Raw genomic sequence first — 22,460 nt, 5'->3', positions numbered from 1 at the left:
GATAACGGCTACAGGAAAACCCAATATGCTAGATTTTGATACCGCCCAGCAGCGACTGCTGGATCTGCCCATTACCGACATCCCTGTCGAGACGATCAGCCTGCAAAAAGCATGCGGACATGTGCTTGCCCAAGATGTAACAGCGACACTGGATATGCCCTCGGCCGACAACAGCTCGATGGATGGCTATGCCTTGCGTCTGCAGGACTATGCCCCGGACCGCGCCCTGCCCGTTCAGCAGCGCGTATTTGCGGGACAGACTCCGGCCCCGCAGGAGCCGGGAAAAATCTCCCGCATTTTCACAGGCAGCCTGATTCCAGAAGGCGCCGACACGGTCGTTATCCAGGAAGTCTGCACCGAAGAGGACGGACAGGTCACTATCACCGAAGCGCCGGTCAAACAGCAGCATATCCGCTTCCAGGGCGAAGATACCCGCGCCGGTAGCGTAATACTGAGCAAAGGCACCGTACTGGGCGCTGCCGAAATCGGCCTGATCGCCACACAGGGCATTGCCACACTGCCGGTATATCGCCAGCTCAAGGTCGGCATCCTGACGACCGGCGACGAGCTGGTGCCCGTAGGCCAGCCACGAGAGTCATCGCAGATTTTCAACTCCAATGCCCCCATGCTGACCGCCTTGTTTCATACACTGGGCGCCAGCGTGCAACATGTTCTGCATGCCACAGACGATATGGATGCAACCCGCAACGCATTAATTACCCTGTTTGCCGAGTGCGACCTGGTGATCAGTGTCGGCGGCGTATCGGTAGGCGAAAAAGACCTGGTCAAACCGGCGCTCGAAGCACTGGGCGCCAGCCTGGATTTCTGGAAAGTGCGCATGAAACCGGGCAAGCCGGTAGCGCTGTCCAGCGTTAACAACGTGCCTGTGATCTGCCTGCCCGGCAATCCGGTCTCGGCCTATACCGTGCTAACCGTGCTGGTCTCGCCACTGATCCGTAAACTGCAGGGACGCAGCCAATGCCTGCCGTCGCGGATGCAGGCCACACTGAAAACAGACCGGGTTTTCAATGAAACCCGAGATGAATTTTTGCGCGTGCGCATTACGCAGGACGAAGAAACCGGACTGCTCATGGCCGAGCCATATGATCGTCAAGGTTCGGGCATGAGTTCCTCGCTGCCCTGGGCCAACGCCTTTGCCCGTGTGCCGGCAGTGCAAAAATATACCGGTGGCGACCGCGTGTGGGTCTATCCCAAAGAGGACTGGATCCGCTAAAGGCGGGCGGACGCGAGGCGGGAGGCCGTGGACCGCCCGCCATCTCCCAGCGTTAGTCGATTGCGGCCACGCTGACCTGAGCGCGCGCCAGCTCTTGTGGCGTATTGACGTTCAGAAACGCCTGGGCGTTATCAAAGATCACCCGCAATGCGTGCTGTGATTCAAGCCAGGGCAAGACGGCGCGGCGGCCGCTTTGCAGATAGTTTCGTAGCGAGTCCAGCGCGGTCGCATGAAGCAGCAGACAGATGGCATGGTCACGGGCCCCAGCATGGGCAAAGGCAATCTGCCCGCCCTGGGCCACCAGTGATGAGTACAGACGCGTTACGTAATCTTGCGGTAGCGCCGGCATATCGCATCCGGCCACAATCAGCCAGGGCGTTTCGACATGGGGTGCGGCAGCAAGCAGGCCGGCCAGCGGTCCCTGGCTGCCATCAAAATCGGCGGGATCATGCACCACCTGCCCGTACTGACTGTATTGTTCCTCGTTCTGATTGGCGCTAATAAGCACCTTGTTCGCTTGTGGGGCCAGCGCACGCAGCACGTATTCGATCAGCGGACGGTCATGCAGCCGCACCAGGCCTTTGTCGACTCCGCCCAGCCGTCGGCCCTGGCCGCCGGACAATATCAAGGCCGTCACATCCTGTGGTTCAAGCTGTGCCGGCCAGCGTATGGGGCTCATGCTCAGCCTCCGATATAACTCATTTCTATTTTTTCGCGCGTACCAATTAACTGATCACGCAATTCGGAGTAGCGATCGGCTCTGCCCGTCCATATGCCGGCCAGCGCACCGGCAATTTCATGATCGGAAACGGATGAGCGCAGCAATGCCCGCAAGTCGTATCCCTGGTCTGCGAACAGACAGGTGAACAGCTTTCCCTCCGGCGACATCCGCAGACGGGTACAATCGCCACAGAAGGCATGCGTCACGCTTGTAATAAGGCCCACTTCGCCGCCGCCATCCTTGTAGCGCCAGCGCTTAGCCACCTCTCCCGGATAGTTGGCATGAACCGGTTCCAGCTCGAATTTCGACTGCAATAACTGCAGGATCTGGGCGCCGCTGACCACATCTGTCATATCCCAGTGATTGGTAACACCCACATCCATAAATTCGATAAAGCGCAGAATATGGCCGCTATGCCGGAAATACTCCGCCATCGGCACAACCTGATGCTCATTGACTCCTTTTTTCACGACCATATTGACCTTGATCGTGTCAATACCCGCTTCACGCGCAGCCTCGATACCGGCAAGGACCTGGTCAATATGGATCTTGGTGTCGCTCATCTGTTGGAACAGATCAGGGTCCAGCGCGTCCAGGCTGACGGTGATGCGTTCGAGTCCTGCCTCACGCAAAGGCACGGCCAGCCGCTGCAACAGCGTCCCGTTGGTCGTTAGCGCAATATCCAGCGGCTTGTCCTCCAGATCCCGGATTTGGGCCAGCATGGCAATCAGACTGGTCATTTCTTTTCGCAACAAGGGTTCGCCGCCGGTGATGCGCAATTTGTTTACACCCAATTGCGCGAACAGGCGCGCCATGCGCGTAATTTCTTCGAACGACAGAATCTGGCTTTGCGGCAGAAACACATGGTCGCTGCCAAACTGTTCACGGGGCATACAGTAGGAGCACCGAAAATTGCATTTGTCGGTAATTGAGATGCGCAAGTCACGCAAGGCCCGACCCAACTGGTCCACAACGGGCCTGCCGGGTATGTACTGCGCCTTCGGCAGGGTTTTTCCTGCCACTTTGCGAATATCGGAAATCGGAATTATGTTAGTCATTGAAGGCTTCGTCTAATGTCTGGATTTTTCCTGCCTCAGTTGCATCATAACCTACCAGTTGCCCAAGAAATTGCAGATAATCCTGACTACGCATGAAATGAATGAATTTTTCCACATTGATCTGCTGCAGACTGTTGCGGTTGACCGCAAAAAAGTAGCGCTCCCGCGCCAGCGGAATAAAATCCAGGCCAAATCGATGGGCCGCTGTCTGTACACCGATGCCCACGTCGGCCATGCCACTGGCAATATGCGCAGCAATGGCCATATGCGTGAACTCGCTATCTTCATAGCCGCTGACCGACGAGGTCGGGATATTTTCTTCCTCCAGCATCAACCCCACCAGAAACCGCGTACTTGAGCCTGGCTGGCGATTCACAAAACGCACATCGTCGCGGGCCAGGTCCCGCACCGACCGGATCTGCTTCGGATTGCCGGGCTTGACGAACAGCCCGGTGTTGCGCACGGCCAAATGAATCAGTAAATGCGTCTCGCCGTTGAGCCAGGGCGAATAACGGGCAAGTATGGGTTTTTCGAACTTACCGATAGGCACCTGGAACCCGGCCAGCTCGCACTCATTCTGCTCCAATGCCGCCAACGCTTCTATCGCCGTACGGTAGCGCAGCTCCAGGATGGGCACTGGTGAATTCATGCGTTGCGTGAGCACCTCAACCGCAAAGCCATGGCTGGCATGCAGGCGCACATTGGGCGTATGCTCCGGAATCAGCTTTTCCAGTTCCTCCTGCGACTCAGAGGCCAGACTCTCCAGAGTCGGCGACAGTCGCGCCTGGATGCGCCGATTGGCCCATACCAGCCGTTTGGCAAATTCGGACAGCTCTGTCCCCTTACGCCGCTTGGTAATCAGTAGCGGCACACCGAAAACGTCCTCAAACTGACGCAACACACCCCAGGCGTGGCGATAGGAATGACCACAGGTTTCGCTGGCCGCCACAATATTGCCGCTGATATCGATTTCCGCCAGCAGCCCCAGCAGCATGGAAAGCGACAGGGTCTTGCCATCCTGGGTGTCGATCGTCCACTCGGGGTTTATCCTGATAGAAAACGGATACATCGTCCAATCTCCCTTGGAAGTCTCTCTTCCATTATATGTGTTATTAAATTCATATTGAAAATATATCTGAAGTGGCTACTATTGAGCCTATAAGCGCATTTGTCAAATGGGAATTTAACATTCTGCGATATTTGCGGTAATGCAGCATATTATTATGATGCCAATTACATATTAAACAGGCTCAATCACGTATCGGAGACAGCCATGTCCAAAACGGGCATTTCCTCGCCTTTTATCCAGTCGGTCGATCACAAGATCAGGAAGATGATCCCGCTGACACCCGAGACACCCAATTCACGCGCCGTATCGGCCAGCCTGGTCAAACTCGGTAATAAACCAGGTGCACTGTTGCCGGTATTGCACGACATTCAGGACACGCTGGGCTATATTCCGCCCGAGTGTGTGGACCAAATCGCCCAGGCACTGAATTTATCGCGCGCCGAGGTCCATGGGGTTATTACCTTCTATCCCCATTTTCATTCCGTTCCCAAGGGAGCGGTCCATATCGAAGTCTGCCGGGCCGAGTCCTGTCAGGCCATGGGTTCGACAGAACTGGAAGCGCACATAAGCAACGTGACCGGGTGCGAGATGAACAGCACCAGTGCCGATGGTCAGGTGTCGGTCGATGCGGTCTATTGCCTTGGCCTGTGCGCCCAGTCCCCCAACATCATGATCAACGGCGAGCCCTGTGCCCATGTCACGCCTGAGACCTTCGACGAACTGTATCGCGAACACACGGAGGCCGTCTCTGTATGACTACCCGTATTTTTGTCCCCGCTGATGCCGGTGCCATTGCTGCCGGCGCCGAACGTGTTGTAGCCGCCATCCGCAAGGAAGCCGAGCAGCGCAATCAGGACATCACCGTTATACGCAATGGCTCCCGCGGGTTGCTATGGCTTGAACCCATGATCGAAGTGCAAACGGAAAAAGGTCGTGTGGCCTATGGCCCGGTTACCGCCAAGGATGTGCCCGCCCTGTTCGATGCCGATTTGCTCAAGGGTGGCAGCCATGCATTGAGCCACGGCCTGACCGAAGAGATCCCTTTTCTGAAAAATCAGGAGCGGCTGACCTTTGCACGCGTCGGTATTACCGACCCGCTTTCGGTCGCCGACTATATCGACCATGGCGGTTTCGCCGGTCTTAAAAAAGCCCTGTCCATGCCAGCGGCCGAAATTGTGCAGGAAGTGACCGACTCGGGTCTGCGCGGACGAGGCGGTGCGGCCTTCCCCACCGGCATTAAATGGAAAACAGTGCTGGGCACGCCGGCAGACCAGAAATATATTGTTTGCAACGCCGATGAAGGCGACTCGGGTACGTTTTCCGATCGCATGCTGATGGAAGGCGACCCACTGTGCCTGATCGAAGGCATGACCATCGCTGGACTGGCAACCGATGCGACCTACGGGTTCATCTATGTGCGCTCCGAATATCCGCATGCCATTACAGCGCTGAACCGCGCCATTGATATCGCGACCGAAGCCAATTGGCTTGGCGAAAACATCCAGGGTAGCGGCAAGTCTTTTTTCCTTGAGATTCGCAAAGGCGCCGGTGCCTATATTTGCGGCGAAGAAACCTCGCTGCTGGACTCGCTGGAAGGCAAACGTGGACTGGTGCGCGCCAAGCCGCCGCTACCGGCGATCAAGGGACTTTTCGGCAAACCCACGGTGATCAACAACGTCATCTCACTGGCATCGGTTCCCTATATTCTTGCCGAAGGCGGGCAAGCTTATGCCAACTACGGCATGGGACGCTCCAAAGGCACCCTGCCCTTTCAGCTGGCCGGCAATATCCGTCAGGGTGGTCTGGTTGAAAAGGCTTTTGGCCTGACTCTGCGCGAACTGCTTTTTGATTATGGCGGCGGCAGCGCCAGCGGGCGGCCCATCAAGGCGGTACAAGTTGGCGGCCCGCTGGGCGCCTACCTGCCTGAATCGCAATGGGATGTTCCCCTGGACTACGAAGCCTACATGAAAGTGTCGGCCATGATCGGCCACGGTGGCATTGTGGCGTTCGACGATACGGCAAAAATGAACGAGTTGGCCCGCTACGCCATGGAGTTCTGCGCCGTCGAGTCCTGCGGAAAATGCACGCCGTGCCGTATCGGCTCAACACGCGGTGTAGAAGTCATAGACCGCATCAGCGCGAACGAAAACCGGCACGAAAACATAGAACTGTTGCGCGACCTGTGCGACACCATGCTGGGTGGATCGCTGTGCGCCCTGGGCGGCATGACCCCTTATCCGGTCCTGTCTGCCATGGAGCACTTCCCGGCAGATTTCGGGATCGAAGCGAATACAGAAGCCCACCCGTCATGAACATTGAATATTGTCCGCTGCCACAAATGGCAAGGAGCTCGTTATGTTAGAAACCGTCGTCAAACGCGATATCGATCTGGGTACGCCCGAGCGCACCTCCGACAAGCTGATCACCGTCACCATTGACGGTTACGACATCGCCGTGCCCGAAGGCACATCGGTCATGCGTGCAGCCGCGCTCAATGGCGTGAATATTCCCAAACTATGCGCAACCGACAGCATCGAAGCGTTCGGCTCATGCCGACTGTGCCTGGTGGAAATCGAAGGCCGTCGCGGTTATCCGGCATCCTGTACCACGCCGGTCGAAGAAGGAATGGTCATTCGCACCGAAACGCCAAAGCTGCATCAGTTGCGCCGCGGCGTCATGGAACTGTATATTTCCGACCACCCGCTGGACTGCCTGACATGCCCGTCCAACGGCGACTGCGAATTGCAGGACATGGCAGGTGTTGTTGGTTTGCGTAACGTCCGCTACGGCTACGACGGGGCCAACCACCTGAATGACCAGAAGGACGAGTCCAATCCCTATTTCACTTATGATCCCAGCAAGTGCATTGTCTGCAACCGCTGCGTGCGTGCCTGCGAAGAAACACAGGGCACGTTCGCCCTGACCATTTCCGGCAAAGGCTTTGCCTCGCGCGTCTCAGCCGGCCAGGATCAGCCGTTCATGGACAGCGAATGCGTATCCTGCGGTGCCTGTGTACAGGCCTGCCCCACCGCGACACTGGAAGACAAAAGCATTATCGAACTGGGCCAGGCAGATCACGCGGTGATTACCACTTGCGCCTATTGTGGTGTCGGTTGCGGCTTCAAGGCAGAGATGAAAGGCGAGACAGTGGTTCGCATGACGCCGTGGAAAGACGGCCAGGCCAATCGCGGCCACTCCTGCGTCAAGGGCCGCTTTGCCTGGGGTTACACCACCCATAAGGAACGCATCACCAAGCCCATGATCCGCAAGAGCATCTCAGACCCATGGACCGAAGTGTCATGGGAAGAGGCGATCGGCTATGCGGCCAGCGAATTCAAACGCCTGCAAGACAAGTACGGTCGCGATTCCGTAGGCGGTATTACGTCTTCACGCTGCACCAACGAAGAAACCTGGCTGGTGCAGAAACTGGTACGCGCCGCCTTCAATACCAATAATGTGGACACCTGCGCCCGCGTATGTCACTCGCCTACCGGTTATGGCCTTAAAACCACGCTAGGCGAATCGGCCGGCACGCAAACATTTGACTCTGTCATGTTCACAGATGTGGTTATCGTAATGGGGGCCAACCCGAGCGCGGCCCACCCGGTCTTTGCGTCGCGCCTGAAAAAGCGCCTGCGCGAGGGCGCACGCCTGATCGTCATTGATCCGCGCCAGACCGAACTGGTCAGTTCGCCGCATATTCGCGCCGACTATCACCTGCAGGTACGTCCCGGCACCAACGTGGCGCTGCTGTCTGCCATGTCACATGTCATCGCTACCGAAAACCTGATCAATCTGGACTTCGTACGGGAGCGCTGCGAAGACAAGGCATTCAAGGAATGGTTTGATTTTGTCAGCCTGCCCGAGAACTCGCCCGAAGCCATGCAGGAAGAAACCGGTGTCCCGGCCGAACAGGTTCGCGGAGCGGCAAGGCTGTTTGCGACTGGCGGCAATGGATCCATTTATTATGGCCTGGGTGTAACCGAGCACAGCCAGGGTTCTACCACTGTCATGGCCATTGCCAACCTGGCCATGGCCACCGGCAACATCGGACGCGAAGGCGTGGGTGTCAATCCGTTGCGTGGCCAGAACAACGTGCAGGGTTCCTGCGACATGGGCTCCTTCCCGCACGAACTGCCAGGCTACCGTCATATATCCGACGATGTCACCCGTAATGAGTTCGAAAAGGCGTGGAATGTCACGCTGCAGTCCGAACCCGGTCTGCGCATTCCCAATATGTTTGACGCCGCGCTGGAAGGCAGCTTCAAGGGGCTGTACTGCCAGGGCGAGGATATCGTGCAATCGGACCCGAACACCCAGCACGTGGCCGCTTCCCTGTCTGCGATGGAATGCGTAGTTATCCAGGATATTTTTCTGAATGAAACGGCCAAGTACGCTCACGTGTTCCTGCCCGGGTCAACATTCCTCGAAAAAGATGGCACATTTACCAATGCCGAGCGCCGGATTTCGCGGGTACGCAAGGTCATGGAACCGGCAAGCGGCATGGCGGACTGGGAAATCACTTGCGCCCTGTCCAATGCACTGGGCTACCCAATGAACTACGATCATCCTTCGGAAATCATGGATGAAATTGCTGCACTTACGCCGACCTTCACCGGCGTCTCGTTCGATCTCATCACCAAGATGGGCAGCGTACAGTGGCCATGCAATGAGGAAGCGCCCGAAGGCACGCCAATCATGCACATAGACGAGTTCGTCCGCGGCAAGGGCAAGTTCATGATCACGAAATACATTCCTACGGACGAACGCAGCACACGCAAATTTCCGCTGCTCTTTACCACCGGGCGGATCCTGTCTCAGTACAACGTGGGTGCGCAAACACGCAGAACACCGAACGTGGCCTGGCATTCCGAAGATGTGCTGGAAATTCATCCGGTTGACGCTGAGGATCGCGGCATCAGTCAGGGCGACTGGGTTGGCATTCAAAGCCGCGCCGGTGAAACGGTCCTGCGGGCAGATGTGACAACACGGGTGCAGCCTGGCGTCGTCTACACGACCTTCCATTTCCCCGAATCCGGCGCCAACGTGGTTACTACCGATAATTCGGACTGGGCAACCAATTGCCCCGAGTACAAGGTAACAGCAGTACAGGTAACGCGCGTTACGCAACCTTCGGCCTGGCAGAATAGCTGGTCAGCGTTCAACAGTGAACAGCGTGCCTTGCTGAAAAATCGAGTCACGATGGACGAAACACCGGTAGGTTAACGACAGGATTTTTTCCGATGGATAAGGTCGTCATCCCAGCTTCAACGGCCGCAATCAAGGGCACCGATCCGTCAGCGTCGGTCGCCCTGCCCGCCGCGCGTGTTGGCAGCATGCCGCTGCAAGTCAATCGCGTGCGCGACAGCATCATGCATGAGCAAACGCAAAGCGATTCAGTCGCTGTCGAAATGCCGGTTGCCGTCCAGTTCAATGGCATCAATCACGCAGTCATGCTTGCCACGCCGCAGGATTTGGAAGATTTTGCCTGGGGCTTTTGCTTGACTGAGGGGATCGTGCGATCCCCCGATGACATTCGTGATTTCGAACAGGAGCAAACAGATCTGGGCATCCTTGCGCATGTGCAAATCAGCCCGGCTTGCATGCAATTTCTCAAGGACCGGCGCCGCCAGATGGCCGGGCGTACGGCTTGCGGGCTGTGTGGCGTAGAAACGCTAGAGGCGGTACGCCGGCTGCCGCCCGTGGCCCCGCCCAGCGACGCCCACCGTACCGTCTCCTCCGCGACCAGCACACAACCACAGGATCTGCGCCAGATGAGCGCGGGCGTAACGCTAGCGCAATTGCTCAGTGCCATGAATGCACTGCGCGAGCAACAACCCTTGCACCAGGAAACCGGCGCCACCCACGCTGCTGCCTGGATTGCTCCAGACAGCCAGGCCCCTGCCTTTATTCGCGAAGACGTGGGCCGACATAACGCACTGGACAAAACCATCGGCGCCCTGCTGCGAGACTCGCAACCAATAGGCCGTGGCGCGCTGCTGGTATCCAGCCGCGCCAGTTTTGAAATGGTACAAAAAGCGGCCATGGCCGGCTGCCCGCTGCTGGCAGCTGTCTCGGCACCCACTTCGGCGGCGATCGCGCTGGCCAAGGAGACCGGTGTCACACTACTTGGCTTTACACGCGGCGATCAGGCTACAATCTACGCCCATTCACAACGCTTTCAATTATCGGACAGAGGCAAGGCATCATGACGACTCCACACGTGTTCAATACGACCGCAATGCTCATCAAAATGGCAAACCAGATTGCCAGTTTTTTCGAAGCCTTGCCCGACAGGGAAGAGGGATTGCGCAGCGTTTACGAACATATTCGAAAATTCTGGGAGCCACGCATGCGCATTGCGCTGCTTGAATTCCTGGAACAGTATCCTGACGGGCAGGATGGGGAAATCGGGCTCTCAGCATTCGCACTGGAGGCCATCAATAATCACAAGGCAGATCTGAAGCCTGCCGACACGAAAACAGTTCCCGCTACACCATAAACCATAAGGCCAACAAGCCACACATAATCCACAACCAAGGAGACATCTATGGAGCAAGCCTTTACCCGGGGCGGATTCTTCAGCAAGGAGCGGATCACAGCCGGTCCGGGTTTCAACAGGTGGATGGTTCCGCCTGCCGCATTAGCCATTCACTTATGTATCGGACAGGCCTATGCCTTTTCGGTATTCAATAAACCAATGACCCAGTTGCTGGGCATCTCCGAATCTGCCCCCAGCGACTGGACCATTCCACAGCTGGGCTGGATCTTCAGTATTGCAATTGTATTCTTAGGTCTGTCGGCCGCTTTTGCCGGAAAGTGGCTAGAGGAAGTGGGCCCGCGCAAAGCCATGTTCGTCGCCGCCAGCTGCTTTGGCGGCGGGTTCCTGGTCGCGGCGCTGGGTCTGCACCTGCATCAACTATGGCTGGTGTATTTCGGCTATGGGGTATTGGGTGGTATCGGTCTGGGTATCGGTTATGTGTCGCCGGTATCCACGCTCATCAAATGGTTTCCGGACAGGCGCGGCATGGCTACCGGAATGGCCATCATGGGCTTTGGCGGGGGCGCCATGATCGCCTCTCCGTTGTCGCTGCAATTGATGAATGCATTCAAGTCCGACACTTCTATGGGCGTCACCGAGACGTTCGTGGTCCTGGGTATCGTGTACTTCATCTATATGTGCATTGGCGCGCTGGCCGTACGCATCCCGGCCGCAGACTGGAAGCCCGAAGGATGGACACCGCCCGTCCAGCAAAACGCCATGATCTCGCGCAATCACGTGCACATTGACCGGGCCATCAAAACACCGCAATTCTGGCTACTGTGGTGGGCGCTATGCCTGAACGTAACTGCCGGTATCGGCGTGCTCGGCCAGGCCTCGCTAATGATCCAGGAAAGCTTCCAAGGCATGATTACCGCCGCGGCCGCTGCCGGTTTCGTCGGCTTGCTATCGCTGGCAAACATGAGCGGGCGCTTTCTCTGGTCTACCGTCTCTGACTATATGGGTCGCAAGCGGACCTACAGCACATTCTTCGTTCTTGGCACCATTCTGTATTTCCTGGTACCGGGCATGGGCACCGGCGGCCACGTGACACTGTTCGTGCTGTTTTATCTGGTTATCCTGTCCATGTATGGCGGCGGCTTCTCGACCGTGCCGGCATATCTGGCCGATCTTTTCGGCACGCGCTACGTCGGCGGCATACACGGTCGCCTGCTGACGGCCTGGTCGGCAGCTGGCGTATTCGGTCCCGTCCTGGTCAATTACATCCGTGATTACCAGCTCCAGATGGGCATTCCGAGATCTGACGTCTATATTTACACCATGTACGTGATGGCCGGCTTGCTGGTTATCGGCTTCATCTGCAATATGATGATCCGTCCGGTTGCCGCACAACATCATATGGAAGCTGACAACACCGCAGGCGCACCAATTCCGGTTGGCGCCAAATAACAAGGGAGTGCTTAAAATGCAAGAATCTGCTCAACGCAAAACCCCGACCGGACTGATTGTGGCCTTCTGGCTTCTAGTGGGTGTTCCTCTAGTATGGGGTGTGGCCAATACCATCATGACCGCCGCAGCCTTATTCAGGTAAACGCACTATCGCAATCCTGTACAGGTAAACGCACTGTTGCGACTTTGTTCGCGCAAACACAGTTGTAAACCTGTTCAGGTAAACGCGCCGTTGCAGCCGGATTTCCGGTTACGACGACGCCCTTGGTCAGCCGTGAAGTCATCCCGCAGAACAACAACGCCGCGACAAGCTCTCTGCCTGTCGCGGCGTTGTTTTTGTTGTATGAAGCCATGACGAACGGCCTACGGGCGGGCGGTGACACAATCGCAACTGTGTGATGACCCCATCACACGACCCTTAAGCCTATAATTTGTTGGCTGCAGTTCAATAGTGCATTGCGCGCAAGTGGCGGCGATTGCTGTAAAAAGCACAATGACAATATCGCCGGCCAGCCTTTTGCGACGCGCCATCCCGCCCGAAACAGCGGCGGCTGGCGCGTGAAAAATTAACTATTGCTTTGATCTTTCAGGCGATACACCAGCACCGACGTGGACGCCAGTGACAATACTTTGGTTGTTACGCTACCGAGCAGCAGTCGCGACAGTCCGCTGCGACCATGGCTGGCGATATAAATAAGATCGCAGCCGTTTTCCTTGGCCGCTTCGACAATACCGTCTGCCACGCTGTAGTTGGAAATGACCAGCGATGTTGCCTTTACATTTGCCGTCTGTGCACGATCGAGCACCGGTTTCAGATAGGACTCGGCTTCCTTGCGCGCTGCCTCTTCATAGTCGCCATCGGAGATGGCATAAGAGGCAGCCATGCCGTCAAAGCCGATGAGTGTGGAAAACGGCTGCGTCACATTGATGGCGATCACTTCGGCATTGTTCTGTCGCGCAAAGCAGATGCCTGAATTTGCCGCCCGTGCTGAAATGTCCGAACCGTCGATTGGAAGAAGAATTTTATTGAACATGGTGGGACTCCTTAAGACTGCGATGTTTCCTGTTTGGCCGCATTGTAAAGATGCGTGCAACGGGTACCCGAGCGGCAATACGCCAGAACCGGCGTCGGCAATGTGTCCAGATGCTGACGGAAGGTCTTGACGTCTTCGGGTGTAATGGCACCACTGACAACGGGCTGATACACCACCGTCAGGCCGGCCTGTTCGCCGGCCTTGATGACATCAGCCGACGCCGGCTGGGACTCACCGCCTTCGTAATCGGGGCGATTAATAATGACGCTGTGGTAGCCCGCCGACTTGACTGCGGCCATGTCTTCGGCGCCCAGTTGGGGGGCGACCGCCAGCGTGTCACTTAACGGGGTAATGGGTGTTGACATATGTCCTCACAGAATGTCGGGCAGCAATGCGGCCGAATGTACAGCGAACAGGGATCCGCACCGACAGTTTGATGCCTGAGGCACCAGGATTGATAATTGCCTGAACTGTCGCCCGCCTTATTATCACAGTTGAAACACCATGAAGCAGCAAGCCGGACAAGACAGCGGCCCAAAATTATTTTATGCCAGTTTAACGCAGCAACTGCTACGAATTTACCCTAATCTCTATAAAATAGCATCAGTAATTTCACCACGATATGAATTTAAAACAGTAAATGACCGATTCCTGCCTCGTGCGTCCTGCCACGGACCAAGACATAACAGCTATTACGCAAATCTACGCCTGGCACGTAGTAAACGGCATTGCGACCTTTGAGGAAACGGTGCCCGACTGCGTGCAGATGCGCAAACGGTTTACTGACATCACCACCCAGGGTTATCCCTATATCGTGGCAGAAAAGGACGGGGAAGTTATCGGCTATGCCTATGCGTCGTCATTTCGTCCACGTGTAGCCTATCGCTACACCGTTGAAAATGCCATTTACCTGCGGCACGACCTCGGTCGTCTGGGCGCGGGCTCGCGTTTGCTGGCCGAATTGATCCGCTTATGTGAAGCCGGTCCCTGGCGCCAGATGATTGCCGTCATCGGCGACAGTGCCAACGCAGCGTCCATTGGGGTGCATCGCAAGGCAGGTTTCGAAATGATAGGCGCGCTGCCCGCAACGGGTTTCAAACATGGTCGTTGGGTCGATACGGTGCTTATGCAGCGCCCATTATCCGACGGCAATCGGACGCCGCCCAATGACGCGGCCCTTGGGGCTCACGCTCCTGCCTGACGCTCCGTCGCAACCGACCTGTAACCAACATCTGGCACCGAGCTGGCGCATCCGTGGCCTGCATCCTGCCTAATCAGGCAACATACGCAGGCTCGGTCAGCTTGCGCCATAAACTGAGGCCGCCGGCCGCCTGATCCAACCCATCCAGATAGGCATGATGCTCTGCCAGCTCAGCCTCGGTGGCCGCCTCAATCCGCAGCACCGTGGCGTCAAGCTGCGCTACCACCGGCTGGCCTTCCTGCTGTCGCGGCTGATCAGTATGTTCCATGACCAGGCCGAACTGGCCTCGCGTCATGGCCAACCAGACTTCGGCCAACAACTCTGCATCCAGCAGCGCTCCGTGCAGCGTACGGTGCGCGTTTGAGACGCCCAGCCGGTCGCACAGCATATCCAGGCTGTTGCGCTTGCCCGGGTATTGCTCGCGCGCCATTGCCAGCGTGTCATGAATGCTGGCAGCGGTCTGCTCGATAGGCGGCATGCCCACGCGCGCAAATTCCGCATTCAGAAATTTCACGTCAAACGCCGCGTTGTGAATGTAAATTTCAGTGCCTTTCAGGTACTCGAAAATGCGGGTCGCTTCGTCTTCAAACCGATTAAACTGAGACAGAAATTCGGTGGTCAGCCCGTGCACCTCGAGCGCACCGGGCGAACTGTCCCTGTCGGGATTGAAATAGATATGCAGATTATTCCCAGTGAACTGACGGTCGATCAGCTCCACGCATCCGAGTTCGACAATGCGATCGCCTTCTGCCGGATCAAAACCGGTTGTTTCAGTATCGAGAATAATTTGTCGCATGATTCGCAATCCTTAAGACATGCCTGGGACAACAGTCGAGAAGCCTGCGTCCACATGTACGATTTCGCCTGTAACTCCCGCTGCCAGATCCGACAGCAGGAATGCAGCCGTGTTACCCACATCTTCGATGGTCACATTGCGCTTGAGTGGGGCATGTGCCGATACGAAATTGAGAATGGACGAAAAATCCTTGATGCCACTGGCTGCCAGCGTCTTGATAGGCCCCGCAGAGATACCATTGGCGCGCAGGCCTTCTGCGCCCAGCGCCGTGGCCAGATAACGTACACTCGCCTCCAGGGAAGCCTTTGCCAGGCCCATTGTGTTGTAGTTGGGTACCACTTTTTCGGCCCCCAGATAGGTCAATGTCAGCACCGACCCCTGACGCGCACGGAGCAAAGGCAACGCAGCCTTGGTCATGGCAGGAAAGCTATAGGCAGAAATATCATGCGCAATACGAAAGCCTTCGCGTGAGAGCCCGTCCAGAAAATTGCCCGCAATGGCTTCGCGAGGTGCAAATCCAATGGAATGGACCAGGCCGTCCAGACCGTCCCAGTGCTGCGCCAGTTGTTCGAACGCGGCGTCGATCTGTGCGTCTTCGGCCACATCACAGGGAATGACGATGGCGCTGCCAAAATCAGCGGCAAATTCAGTCACACGATCCTTGAATCGATCGCCAACGTAGGTAAAAGCCAGTTCGGCTCCCTGCGCTTTGCACGCCGTGGCGATGCCGTAGGCGATTGAACGGTTCGAAATAACGCCGGTGATCAGAATTCGTTTGTTTGCAAGAAAGCCCATTTGCTGTCCTAATTGTTTTTTAATGAAGGCCATTATAAAAAAAATGCGCAATGCAAAGGCATTGCGCAGTCATTCCAGAATATTTAGCGCTCAGGCGCCACCATTAACCACGAATAGCGGTTCCTGGCAAACGCAAGCGCAAGCCTGCTTTGAGCCCCTCGGTGCCAATATTATTGAGCGCCTTCAGATCATCAACCGTTGTTCCGTAGCGTTTTGCCAGCGAATACAAGGTTTCGCCTTGCGTAACAAAGTGTTCAGGCGGCCTTGTGCCCGCCCCGGCTCGCCGATTGTAGGCTGCCGCGCGAACTGCAGGCGCCGCTTGTGGCTGCGCCAGCACGGGTGGCCGCACGGTAGCAGTTGCCGGCCGTACCGCAGGTTGATAGCTGGCAGGCGCCGCATGGGCCGCGGTACGCGCTGAATCACGGATTTCGTTCTGCGCAACCAGCGCGGCCAGCGGATCGTCGCTGGCTGCAGGCGCGCTACGCGGCGCAGGCTGACTGCCACCTGTATCCCAGTCCACCACCTGTCGGGTCGAACCGGATGGCGCACGGGTATTGCTTGCGACCTGACGCGCTGCGCCAGCAGGCGAGCCGGCGGTCTGCCGCAGCGTTGAGGTGGGCGTATTGCTCGCATAAGCACGTGGCTGCTCCACGACAGGGGCAGGTGCGGCAGGCGATACTGCCGGCGGAGCAACGTCTGCCAGCATGCTGTCCGATTCACGCAAAGAGCCATCGGGCGCCGTCGGCGGCAGGCCGCGAGGAACGATGGAATCGGTGTTGAAATCGGGCTGCACCGGAATCATGAGGGCACGTGACGAGAGTGCAACTTTCTGGCGCGCGGAGTATCCATTGAGTGACTTGAGTTTACTCAGCGAGATACCGTGTGCCTGGGCAATGGCAGTGAGCGATTCACCCGGCGCAGGCTGATAGCCCTTGTAACTGGCTAGCGGCCCCTTGTAGTTGGCCAGATTCTTCTTGTATGTCTTTACTGCCGAGACCGGTAGCAAAATATTCGGCTCATGCATGGCCAGCAGCGTAGGACGATTGAATGACGGATTCAGTTCCTTGAATTCATCCACGGAAATGTTGGCCAGCCGGGCCATGACGGCCACGTCGATGTCTTTGGTACGCCTGACCTTTTCAAAATACGGCTTGTCGGGAATCGATGGCAGCGTAATGCCATATTTGGCCGGGTTGGCCACAATATTGCGGATTGCCATCAGCTTGGGTACGTAATTACGTGTTTCGGACGGCATTCTGAGGTCAAGATAGCCGCCACCGCCGGCGCGCCCGCGGGCCCGCTTGACCGCCCCTTCGCCCCAGTTATATGACGCCAGCGCCAAATGCCAGTCATTGCCCTGAAAGGTGTACAGATAGGACAGATAGTCCAGCGCGGCGCGCGTTGACTCCACGGGGTCGCGACGATCATCTTTCCACCAATCCTGCGTCAGCTTGTACTGCGTGCCGGTGCTGGGAATGAATTGCCATAAGCCGGCAGCTCGTGATCGGGACAATGCCGTGGCAATATAGGCGCTTTCCACAAATGGCAGCAAGGCCAGTTCGGTGGGCATATTGCGCTTTTCCAGCTCTTTGGTAATGTGATAGATGTATTTGCCCGAACGTGAGGCCATGGTCTGGACTGAACCTGGGCGGGAAGCGTAGTAATTGGTCCAATAGGCGACTTTTTCATCCTGCAGGGGCGGCATGTCGAATCCCTTGCGTACGCGATCCCAGACATCCCGGTTAGGCCCATGGTAACTGACCTTCTCACTGTACTTGCCGCCGCCGGACGAAGCGCAGCCGGTCAGCGCGACGACACAACCCACCAGAAAAAATCGTACTAATTTCATATAGTCAGTCTCAGAATTGGTTTTTCCACTCACGTAATACTTCAAGCACGTTCTCGGGGTGGGCCAGAGAACGACCAACATGCTGCTCAGCTGCGCTTATCACAACCGGTTCATCCGTTCTCATGAACGGATTGGTTTTGAGTTCATGTTCCAGCGATGTTGGAACGGTAGTCTGGTTGTTGTTGCGCAATGTTTCTGCTTCGCGCTGCCATTGTTCCAGATCAGGGTTGTGCGGTTCGACGGTACGTGCCCAGCGAATGTTGCCCAAAGTGTATTCATGAGCACAATAGACGGACGTATTGTGGGGCAATTTTTTAAATTTATCAAGGCTTTGTTGCATTTGTCTAGAATTTCCTTCAAATAATCTGCCGCAGCCTGTTGCAAATAAAGTATCGCCACAGAACAGCACATCGCGGCCATCGACCTGCCCGAAATAGGCAATGTGGTCGAGCGTATGGCCCGGAACTTCCAGAACAGAAAACTGCCCAAATGGGCTCAGATTGACGTCATCTCCCTCTTTGAGAGTGACATTGCGACAGGGTATGGTCGGGCCGGCAGGACCATAAACGGTAGCGCCGGTCTTTTCGACCAGCTCGGCCACGCCACCCACATGATCAGCATGATGATGCGTCAGCAGAATATTGGTCAGGGTTAACCCGTGTTCACGCAAGTACGCCAACACTGGCGCTGCGTCCCCGGGATCCACGACAACCGCCAGATCAGACTGTACAATTGTCCAGATATAGTTGTCGCTGAACGCGCTGATCGGCCAGATCTTTATTGTCATCAGATAGTCACTTTACTAAGGCGCCGCATTTATACCGAGGAATCTGTGAAACAAATCCATTCGCGAATCATTAATCTGGCAGATTGGTTCAATACGGACCCTGGCCAACGCGTCATACAATGGGAATCTTCAAAATTTGATCAGATTGTGGCCGACTCTTTCGGATTCAACGCCGTGCAGGTCGGCCTGCCTGACTGGAATTTTTTGCATCATAACAGAATGCGCACCAAAATCATTCTGACCGATGACAGCTTTAACAATTGCGCCCATTACCCGAATACCCGATTTGTCCAGGCGCAGCTTGATGCACTGCCCCTTGCGTCCAATTCCATTGATTTGCTGATTTTGCCCCATATCCTGGAATGCGCCGACAATCCGCACCTGGTGCTGCGGGAGGCCGAGAGGGTTCTTGTGCATGAAGGCCGCCTGATCATCTCCGGTTTCAACCCCTGGAGCCTGTGGGGCCTGCGCTCGCGTATGCCCCTGCGCAAACCGTGGATGCCGGTTGCTGCATCCCGCCAGGTATCGGTCACCCGTCTGAAGGACTGGATGAAACTGCTGTCATTCGAAGTAGACCGCGGCTATTTTGGCTGTTACACTCCCGCCTGCCATACAGACCGATGGCTCAACCGCTGGAACTTCATGAACCAGGCTGGCGACCGATGGTGGCCCGTCGCCGGTGCCGTTTACCTGCTTGCCGCTGTCAAGCGCACCCACGGCATGACGCTGATTGGCCCGTCCTGGAAAGGCAAGAAGAAGAAAAAATTCGCCCGCGGCGAAGCTGCAATATCCCGCCGCGAAGTACGTCAGCTTTTTAAAGAACCACATGGATAAAACGCAAGCCAACATAGATAAACCGCAAGTCAATATCTGGACAGACGGCGCCTGCAAGGGCAACCCCGGCCCGGGCGGCTGGGGGGTATTGCTGCGTCAGGGTTCTCACGAAAAAACCCTGTTTGGCGGCGAGGCGCAAACCACCAATAATCGCATGGAAATGATGGCTGTCATAGAGGCGTTGCGAGCGCTCAAACGCAGCTGTCATGTCACCTTGCACGTCGATTCTCAATACGTTCAGAAGGGAATTTGCGAATGGATGACAGGCTGGCAGGCGCGCAACTGGAAAACAGCGGATAAAAAACCGGTAAAAAATGTGGACTTGTGGTTATTGCTCAATGAGCAGATCAGCAAGCATGATGTGACCTGGAAATGGGTCAAGGGCCACGCCGGCGACCCGGGAAACGAGCGAGCTGACCAACTGGCCAATCAGGGCGTGGACCTGGTCAGGAAGCGCAAATCGTCAGCTTAGAGCCAGTGCTACTGGTCTGACCATACGGCGAGCTCGTAGCCATCGGGGTCGGCAAAGTGAAACCGCCGGCCACCAGGGAAATCGAATACGGGCCTCACAATCCGGCCGCCGGCTTTTTCGACGCGTTCCTGAGCCTGCGCCAGATTGTCGGCATAAAGAACGACCAGCGGCCCCCCGGGGGTTACCGCCCCGCCCACAGAGAATCCGCCAGTAAACCGTCCGTCGGTAAATTCACAGTAACTGGGCCCATAGTCTTTGAAGGACCATCCAAACGCACTTGCATAAAACTTGCAAGTGCGCGCAATATCGCTGACGTTGAACTCGATATAGTCCAGTTTCCCGTTTTTGTCCTGTGGGTTCATGTCAAAGCCTTCCATTCGTATACATCCGGTTTACCCGGGTGCGGCGTTATTACAGAAATACTGCGGAAAATGCGCGCGGATGGCGGTCAAAGCAACTTGTCCCGATAGACTCGTATCTTTGTTTCAGTCGCAGCCCATACGTCGCGCGCGTTCGCGCTGCGCATCGGCGCGCTGATCTGCGCTGTTGCGAGACAGGAAATTGTCCCCGGCACCCGGTGCCGGCGCCATCATGACACGTGAGTTGATGCGGCCGCATTCAGCGCTTTTTGAGTGGTCGGTTCCGGTGGAACATGCTGCAAGTAATCCCAGCGCCACTATCGATGCAACGCGCCCTGCTGTTAATGTAAACATTGCTATCCTGTTTCTTAGCCGAACGTGCAAAGCTTTTTGACGCTTTGTGTTCGTAATTGCTGCAGGCGGTGCTGCGCTGCAGTGATGGCGGCCCGCTTCTGATCCTCTGGCGGGCCGAATACGGCATTGTTGCCACGCAGTTGATCGACCTGCAAATTCAGTTTATCGCTTTCGCGTCCGATCTGCCGGCAACTCATGGCTTCCAATTGTGCATCCGACAACGGCGCGACAACCGGGGGAGCGGCGCAGGCAGCAAGCAGCGTGCATGCGCCCACAAGCAATAACAGCGGTTTTCTCATAATACAATATCCAGACAAATTGACCGATTGCGCTGCAGTGCGGAACAACAAGAGATACAAACGCAAGGCAGGATTAAGTATCTGGTATTTTATAGACTCAGCGCCACAATGTCACAGTCCCGCAGCGATCAGAGGCAGAAAACCGGCGGCAGACCAGCAGGGCTGCGCCGGCACGGGGCAATTTTGTAACGCCATAACGCTGTCTGCTACAAGCGACGCAGCAAAAAAACCGGGTAAAAAATCACAGCATGTAGTCTCAGACGTTCACAACCGGAACGAATCCGCCGTAAATCAGGCGCTTTCCGTCAAAGGGCATGGGATTTACGTCAGGCTGCATGCGCGGATCTTCCATCATTTTCTTCATCCCCTCGTCGTGCACTTGCTTGGACGGCCAGGTGACCCAGGAAAATATCACCGTTTCATCCGCCTTACACTGTACCGCCATCGGAAAGGAGGTCACTTTACCTTCCGGGACTTCGTCTCCCCAGCATTCGACCACACTGAGTGCGCCCAACTCCTTGAACACGACGGCAGCTTCGGCTGCGTGTTTGATATACGCTTCCCGATTGGCTTTTGGCACCGCTGCAACAAAACCATCGACATAGTTCATGTGTATTCTCCATTAATTTATGAGCGACATAGGCTGCCGTCTACACCCGTAGTATGCGCAATAACTGGCCGTCAGCAAATAGGCTGATACGACAACTTCAGGGGAGGAATACGACAGTCGCATCCGAGATCGCGTAACACCAGATGCGGCCGCAGTGCGAACACAGACGAAATAAAATGGCACCGCCGGCAAAGCAATGCGTCCATTCGTATGGATGGGTTCGACACTTGCCGGTACGATAATTCGCCACTTGAAGCCGTGCGCGGGGCAAAAGACAAATGCTGTGCAGCAAAATGTAAACGATCCGTCATTCATCATGAATGTCATATCCATGAAGTATTCAACAGCGACAATGGCATATTATTCATTGACCGGAGACATGTCGTGCGCGCAACACAAAAGCAGCCGCTCAGCTACGATCCTGTACAGCTTGTCGGCACGGTACAGCAAATCAATGGAGCGCTTTTCACCGTCAACTGCGATGGCGCCGACTGGATATGCCCGCAGGCACTAAGTTGCCTGATCGAGCCGCAAGTGGGCGATCAGGTCATCATCAGCGGCCCCGACCGGTACCGTGTTTATCTCATTGCCATCATCTCGCGCAGCAGCAATGCACCGGTTTCGCTCGCCATCCGCGGCGATCTGGCCATCCGCAGCACAAGCGGCAGCGTTTCGCTGCACTCGGCCGCCGGCACCCACATAAGCAGCGACGCGAAGCTGGCGCTGAGCTCGGCTCATTACGAACAGACAAACGATACTGCCAGATTTACCGTCGGACAAATGTCATACACCGGCGAAACCGTCGAAGCCACTGTCGGCAAAACCACTATTTTTTCCAGCATCGTCAGCCTGCTGGCCGATCGCATCAATAGCGTAGCCCGGCTTTGTTTTCGCAATGTCAAAGAGGTCGACCATGTCCGTGCACAGACCATTGACTACGAAGCAGAAAAACTGACTCGCGTTCACGGCGGCTACACCACGCTGACTGCTCAGGACGTCATGAAAATCAACGGCGACCAAATCCATATGAGCTAGTA

At 56.2% G+C, this 22,460-nt stretch carries 25 protein-coding genes; 12 read left to right on the top strand and 13 right to left on the bottom strand.

Annotated elements, in window-relative coordinates:
* Positions 1 to 25: 25 nt before the first annotated feature.
* Positions 26 to 1,234 (top strand): gephyrin-like molybdotransferase Glp, encoded by a 1,209-nt coding sequence (gene glp / locus CAP48_RS07395; RefSeq protein WP_100695352.1) that lies wholly within the window; start codon positions 26 to 28, stop codon positions 1,232 to 1,234.
* A gap of 52 nt (positions 1,235 to 1,286) precedes the next feature.
* On the opposite strand, the gene mobA is transcribed toward glp, so the two are convergent.
* From mobA to CAP48_RS07380, 3 genes are read right to left on the bottom strand one after another with little or no spacing between them, the layout of a single operon-like run.
* Positions 1,287 to 1,913 carry a molybdenum cofactor guanylyltransferase MobA gene (gene mobA / locus CAP48_RS07390; RefSeq protein WP_100695351.1) on the bottom strand — a complete coding sequence of 209 codons (627 nt, stop codon included), beginning with the start codon at positions 1,911 to 1,913 and terminating at the stop codon, positions 1,287 to 1,289.
* Positions 1,914 to 1,915: 2 nt separating this feature from the next.
* The gene (moaA, locus tag CAP48_RS07385; protein WP_100695350.1) at positions 1,916 to 3,013 is read right to left on the bottom strand and encodes a GTP 3',8-cyclase MoaA; all 1,098 of its coding nucleotides are present in this window, start codon (positions 3,011 to 3,013) and stop codon (positions 1,916 to 1,918) included.
* A complete protein-coding gene (locus tag CAP48_RS07380) occupies positions 3,006 to 4,082 on the bottom strand; it encodes a substrate-binding domain-containing protein (protein ID WP_100695349.1) in 1,077 nt (358 codons plus the stop codon). The genes moaA and CAP48_RS07380 overlap by 8 nt, the downstream gene beginning before the upstream one ends.
* Positions 4,083 to 4,286: 204 nt before the next feature.
* On the opposite strand from CAP48_RS07380, the gene CAP48_RS07375 reads away from it, so the two are divergent.
* From CAP48_RS07375 to CAP48_RS20340, 7 genes are all read left to right on the top strand, one after another.
* Positions 4,287 to 4,838, top strand: a complete 552-nt coding sequence (locus tag CAP48_RS07375; RefSeq protein ID WP_100695348.1) for a formate dehydrogenase subunit gamma — start codon at positions 4,287 to 4,289, stop codon at positions 4,836 to 4,838.
* Entirely contained in the window at positions 4,835 to 6,394 is a 1,560-nt protein-coding gene (locus tag CAP48_RS07370) for an NADH-quinone oxidoreductase subunit NuoF (protein WP_100695347.1), read from the top strand. The genes CAP48_RS07375 and CAP48_RS07370 overlap by 4 nt, the downstream gene beginning before the upstream one ends.
* 43 nt (positions 6,395 to 6,437) lie before the next feature.
* Entirely contained in the window at positions 6,438 to 9,308 is a 2,871-nt protein-coding gene (gene fdhF, locus CAP48_RS07365; RefSeq protein ID WP_100695346.1) for a formate dehydrogenase subunit alpha, read from the top strand.
* A gap of 110 nt (positions 9,309 to 9,418) precedes the next feature.
* A complete protein-coding gene (gene fdhD / locus CAP48_RS07360; RefSeq protein ID WP_242444445.1) occupies positions 9,419 to 10,294 on the top strand; it encodes a formate dehydrogenase accessory sulfurtransferase FdhD in 876 nt (291 codons plus the stop codon).
* Positions 10,291 to 10,584, top strand: coding sequence for a formate dehydrogenase subunit delta (locus CAP48_RS07355; protein WP_100695344.1), 294 nt, complete (start codon positions 10,291 to 10,293; stop codon positions 10,582 to 10,584). The genes fdhD and CAP48_RS07355 overlap by 4 nt, the downstream gene beginning before the upstream one ends.
* 48 nt (positions 10,585 to 10,632) lie before the next feature.
* Entirely contained in the window at positions 10,633 to 12,033 is a 1,401-nt protein-coding gene (locus tag CAP48_RS07350; protein ID WP_100695343.1) for an OFA family MFS transporter, read from the top strand.
* 16 nt (positions 12,034 to 12,049) lie between these two features.
* Positions 12,050 to 12,175 (top strand): oxalate:formate antiporter, encoded by a 126-nt coding sequence (locus tag CAP48_RS20340; RefSeq protein WP_197707248.1) that lies wholly within the window; start codon positions 12,050 to 12,052, stop codon positions 12,173 to 12,175.
* A 424-nt stretch (positions 12,176 to 12,599) separates the two neighbouring features.
* Here the strand turns inward: CAP48_RS20340 and CAP48_RS07345 are convergent, their stop codons facing one another.
* On the bottom strand, positions 12,600 to 13,067 hold the full coding sequence (locus tag CAP48_RS07345; protein WP_100695342.1) for a universal stress protein: 468 nt from the start codon (positions 13,065 to 13,067) through the stop codon (positions 12,600 to 12,602).
* Positions 13,068 to 13,078: 11 nt separating this feature from the next.
* Positions 13,079 to 13,432 (bottom strand): TIGR01244 family sulfur transferase, encoded by a 354-nt coding sequence (locus CAP48_RS07340; RefSeq protein ID WP_100695341.1) that lies wholly within the window; start codon positions 13,430 to 13,432, stop codon positions 13,079 to 13,081.
* Between the two features lie 275 nt (positions 13,433 to 13,707).
* Between CAP48_RS07340 and CAP48_RS07335 the strand changes: the two genes are divergently transcribed.
* Positions 13,708 to 14,268: a GNAT family N-acetyltransferase gene (locus CAP48_RS07335; protein ID WP_100695340.1), complete on the top strand. Its 561-nt coding sequence runs from the start codon at positions 13,708 to 13,710 to the stop codon at positions 14,266 to 14,268.
* Positions 14,269 to 14,341: 73 nt separating this feature from the next.
* On the opposite strand, the gene dnaQ is transcribed toward CAP48_RS07335, so the two are convergent.
* The 4 genes from dnaQ to gloB all read right to left on the bottom strand — a co-directional run bounded on the left by dnaQ (position 14,342) and on the right by gloB (position 18,495).
* A complete protein-coding gene (dnaQ, locus tag CAP48_RS07330; protein WP_100695339.1) occupies positions 14,342 to 15,064 on the bottom strand; it encodes a DNA polymerase III subunit epsilon in 723 nt (240 codons plus the stop codon).
* A 12-nt stretch (positions 15,065 to 15,076) separates the two neighbouring features.
* A complete protein-coding gene (fabI, locus tag CAP48_RS07325) occupies positions 15,077 to 15,859 on the bottom strand; it encodes an enoyl-ACP reductase FabI (RefSeq protein ID WP_100696692.1) in 783 nt (260 codons plus the stop codon).
* Between the two features lie 103 nt (positions 15,860 to 15,962).
* Positions 15,963 to 17,708, bottom strand: coding sequence for a LysM peptidoglycan-binding domain-containing protein (locus CAP48_RS07320; RefSeq protein ID WP_242444356.1), 1,746 nt, complete (start codon positions 17,706 to 17,708; stop codon positions 15,963 to 15,965).
* A gap of 10 nt (positions 17,709 to 17,718) precedes the next feature.
* Positions 17,719 to 18,495 (bottom strand): hydroxyacylglutathione hydrolase, encoded by a 777-nt coding sequence (gene gloB / locus CAP48_RS07315; protein WP_100695338.1) that lies wholly within the window; start codon positions 18,493 to 18,495, stop codon positions 17,719 to 17,721.
* A 45-nt stretch (positions 18,496 to 18,540) separates the two neighbouring features.
* Here gloB and CAP48_RS07310 point away from each other — a divergent pair, with 45 nt between their 5' ends.
* On the top strand, positions 18,541 to 19,329 hold the full coding sequence (locus tag CAP48_RS07310; protein WP_100695337.1) for a class I SAM-dependent methyltransferase: 789 nt from the start codon (positions 18,541 to 18,543) through the stop codon (positions 19,327 to 19,329).
* A complete protein-coding gene (gene rnhA / locus CAP48_RS07305) occupies positions 19,322 to 19,801 on the top strand; it encodes a ribonuclease HI (protein ID WP_100695336.1) in 480 nt (159 codons plus the stop codon). The genes CAP48_RS07310 and rnhA overlap by 8 nt, the downstream gene beginning before the upstream one ends.
* An 8-nt stretch (positions 19,802 to 19,809) precedes the next feature.
* Here the strand turns inward: rnhA and CAP48_RS07300 are convergent, their stop codons facing one another.
* The 4 genes from CAP48_RS07300 to CAP48_RS07285 form a co-directional block, all read right to left on the bottom strand.
* The gene (locus CAP48_RS07300) at positions 19,810 to 20,163 is read right to left on the bottom strand and encodes a VOC family protein (protein WP_100696688.1); all 354 of its coding nucleotides are present in this window, start codon (positions 20,161 to 20,163) and stop codon (positions 19,810 to 19,812) included.
* A 123-nt stretch (positions 20,164 to 20,286) separates the two neighbouring features.
* Positions 20,287 to 20,514 (bottom strand): hypothetical protein, encoded by a 228-nt coding sequence (locus CAP48_RS07295; protein ID WP_100695335.1) that lies wholly within the window; start codon positions 20,512 to 20,514, stop codon positions 20,287 to 20,289.
* 14 nt (positions 20,515 to 20,528) lie between these two features.
* Complete coding sequence (locus CAP48_RS07290) at positions 20,529 to 20,813, bottom strand: hypothetical protein (protein ID WP_100695334.1); 285 nt, start codon at positions 20,811 to 20,813, stop codon at positions 20,529 to 20,531.
* Positions 20,814 to 21,069: 256 nt separating this feature from the next.
* Positions 21,070 to 21,423 (bottom strand): DUF1428 domain-containing protein, encoded by a 354-nt coding sequence (locus tag CAP48_RS07285; RefSeq protein WP_100695333.1) that lies wholly within the window; start codon positions 21,421 to 21,423, stop codon positions 21,070 to 21,072.
* 384 nt (positions 21,424 to 21,807) lie between these two features.
* Between CAP48_RS07285 and CAP48_RS07280 the strand changes: the two genes are divergently transcribed.
* A complete protein-coding gene (locus tag CAP48_RS07280; RefSeq protein WP_161495215.1) occupies positions 21,808 to 22,458 on the top strand; it encodes a DUF3540 domain-containing protein in 651 nt (216 codons plus the stop codon).
* Positions 22,459 to 22,460 lie beyond the last annotated feature (2 nt).

The sequence above is a fragment of the Advenella sp. S44 genome (assembly GCF_002810445.1).
In the GTDB taxonomy this organism is placed as follows: domain Bacteria; phylum Pseudomonadota; class Gammaproteobacteria; order Burkholderiales; family Burkholderiaceae_B; genus Advenella.
This window is presented reverse-complemented; position numbering and strand designations above follow the sequence as displayed.

Excerpts from the sequence above, each read along its gene's own strand:
- CAP48_RS07320 (WP_242444356.1), bottom strand. The coding sequence starts at position 17,708 with ATGAAATTAGTACGATTTTTTCTGGTGGGTTGTGTCGTCGCGCTGACC.
- CAP48_RS07370 (WP_100695347.1), top strand. The coding sequence starts at position 4,835 with ATGACTACCCGTATTTTTGTCCCCGCTGATGCCGGTGCCATTGCTGCC.
- CAP48_RS07375 (WP_100695348.1), top strand. The coding sequence starts at position 4,287 with ATGTCCAAAACGGGCATTTCCTCGCCTTTTATCCAGTCGGTCGATCAC.
- CAP48_RS07380 (WP_100695349.1), bottom strand. The coding sequence starts at position 4,082 with ATGTATCCGTTTTCTATCAGGATAAACCCCGAGTGGACGATCGACACC.
- glp (WP_100695352.1), top strand. The coding sequence starts at position 26 with ATGCTAGATTTTGATACCGCCCAGCAGCGACTGCTGGATCTGCCCATT.
- CAP48_RS07355 (WP_100695344.1), top strand. The coding sequence starts at position 10,291 with ATGACGACTCCACACGTGTTCAATACGACCGCAATGCTCATCAAAATG.
- CAP48_RS07345 (WP_100695342.1), bottom strand. The coding sequence starts at position 13,067 with ATGTTCAATAAAATTCTTCTTCCAATCGACGGTTCGGACATTTCAGCA.
- CAP48_RS07290 (WP_100695334.1), bottom strand. The coding sequence starts at position 20,813 with ATGAGAAAACCGCTGTTATTGCTTGTGGGCGCATGCACGCTGCTTGCT.
- moaA (WP_100695350.1), bottom strand. The coding sequence starts at position 3,013 with ATGACTAACATAATTCCGATTTCCGATATTCGCAAAGTGGCAGGAAAA.
- gloB (WP_100695338.1), bottom strand. The coding sequence starts at position 18,495 with ATGACAATAAAGATCTGGCCGATCAGCGCGTTCAGCGACAACTATATC.
- CAP48_RS07285 (WP_100695333.1), bottom strand. The coding sequence starts at position 21,423 with ATGAACTATGTCGATGGTTTTGTTGCAGCGGTGCCAAAAGCCAATCGG.
- mobA (WP_100695351.1), bottom strand. The coding sequence starts at position 1,913 with ATGAGCCCCATACGCTGGCCGGCACAGCTTGAACCACAGGATGTGACG.
- CAP48_RS20340 (WP_197707248.1), top strand. The coding sequence starts at position 12,050 with ATGCAAGAATCTGCTCAACGCAAAACCCCGACCGGACTGATTGTGGCC.
- CAP48_RS07350 (WP_100695343.1), top strand. The coding sequence starts at position 10,633 with ATGGAGCAAGCCTTTACCCGGGGCGGATTCTTCAGCAAGGAGCGGATC.
- CAP48_RS07340 (WP_100695341.1), bottom strand. The coding sequence starts at position 13,432 with ATGTCAACACCCATTACCCCGTTAAGTGACACGCTGGCGGTCGCCCCC.
- CAP48_RS07295 (WP_100695335.1), bottom strand. The coding sequence starts at position 20,514 with ATGTTTACATTAACAGCAGGGCGCGTTGCATCGATAGTGGCGCTGGGA.
- fdhD (WP_242444445.1), top strand. The coding sequence starts at position 9,419 with ATGCCGCTGCAAGTCAATCGCGTGCGCGACAGCATCATGCATGAGCAA.
- CAP48_RS07335 (WP_100695340.1), top strand. The coding sequence starts at position 13,708 with ATGACCGATTCCTGCCTCGTGCGTCCTGCCACGGACCAAGACATAACA.
- fabI (WP_100696692.1), bottom strand. The coding sequence starts at position 15,859 with ATGGGCTTTCTTGCAAACAAACGAATTCTGATCACCGGCGTTATTTCG.
- rnhA (WP_100695336.1), top strand. The coding sequence starts at position 19,322 with ATGGATAAAACGCAAGCCAACATAGATAAACCGCAAGTCAATATCTGG.
- CAP48_RS07300 (WP_100696688.1), bottom strand. The coding sequence starts at position 20,163 with ATGAACCCACAGGACAAAAACGGGAAACTGGACTATATCGAGTTCAAC.
- fdhF (WP_100695346.1), top strand. The coding sequence starts at position 6,438 with ATGTTAGAAACCGTCGTCAAACGCGATATCGATCTGGGTACGCCCGAG.
- dnaQ (WP_100695339.1), bottom strand. The coding sequence starts at position 15,064 with ATGCGACAAATTATTCTCGATACTGAAACAACCGGTTTTGATCCGGCA.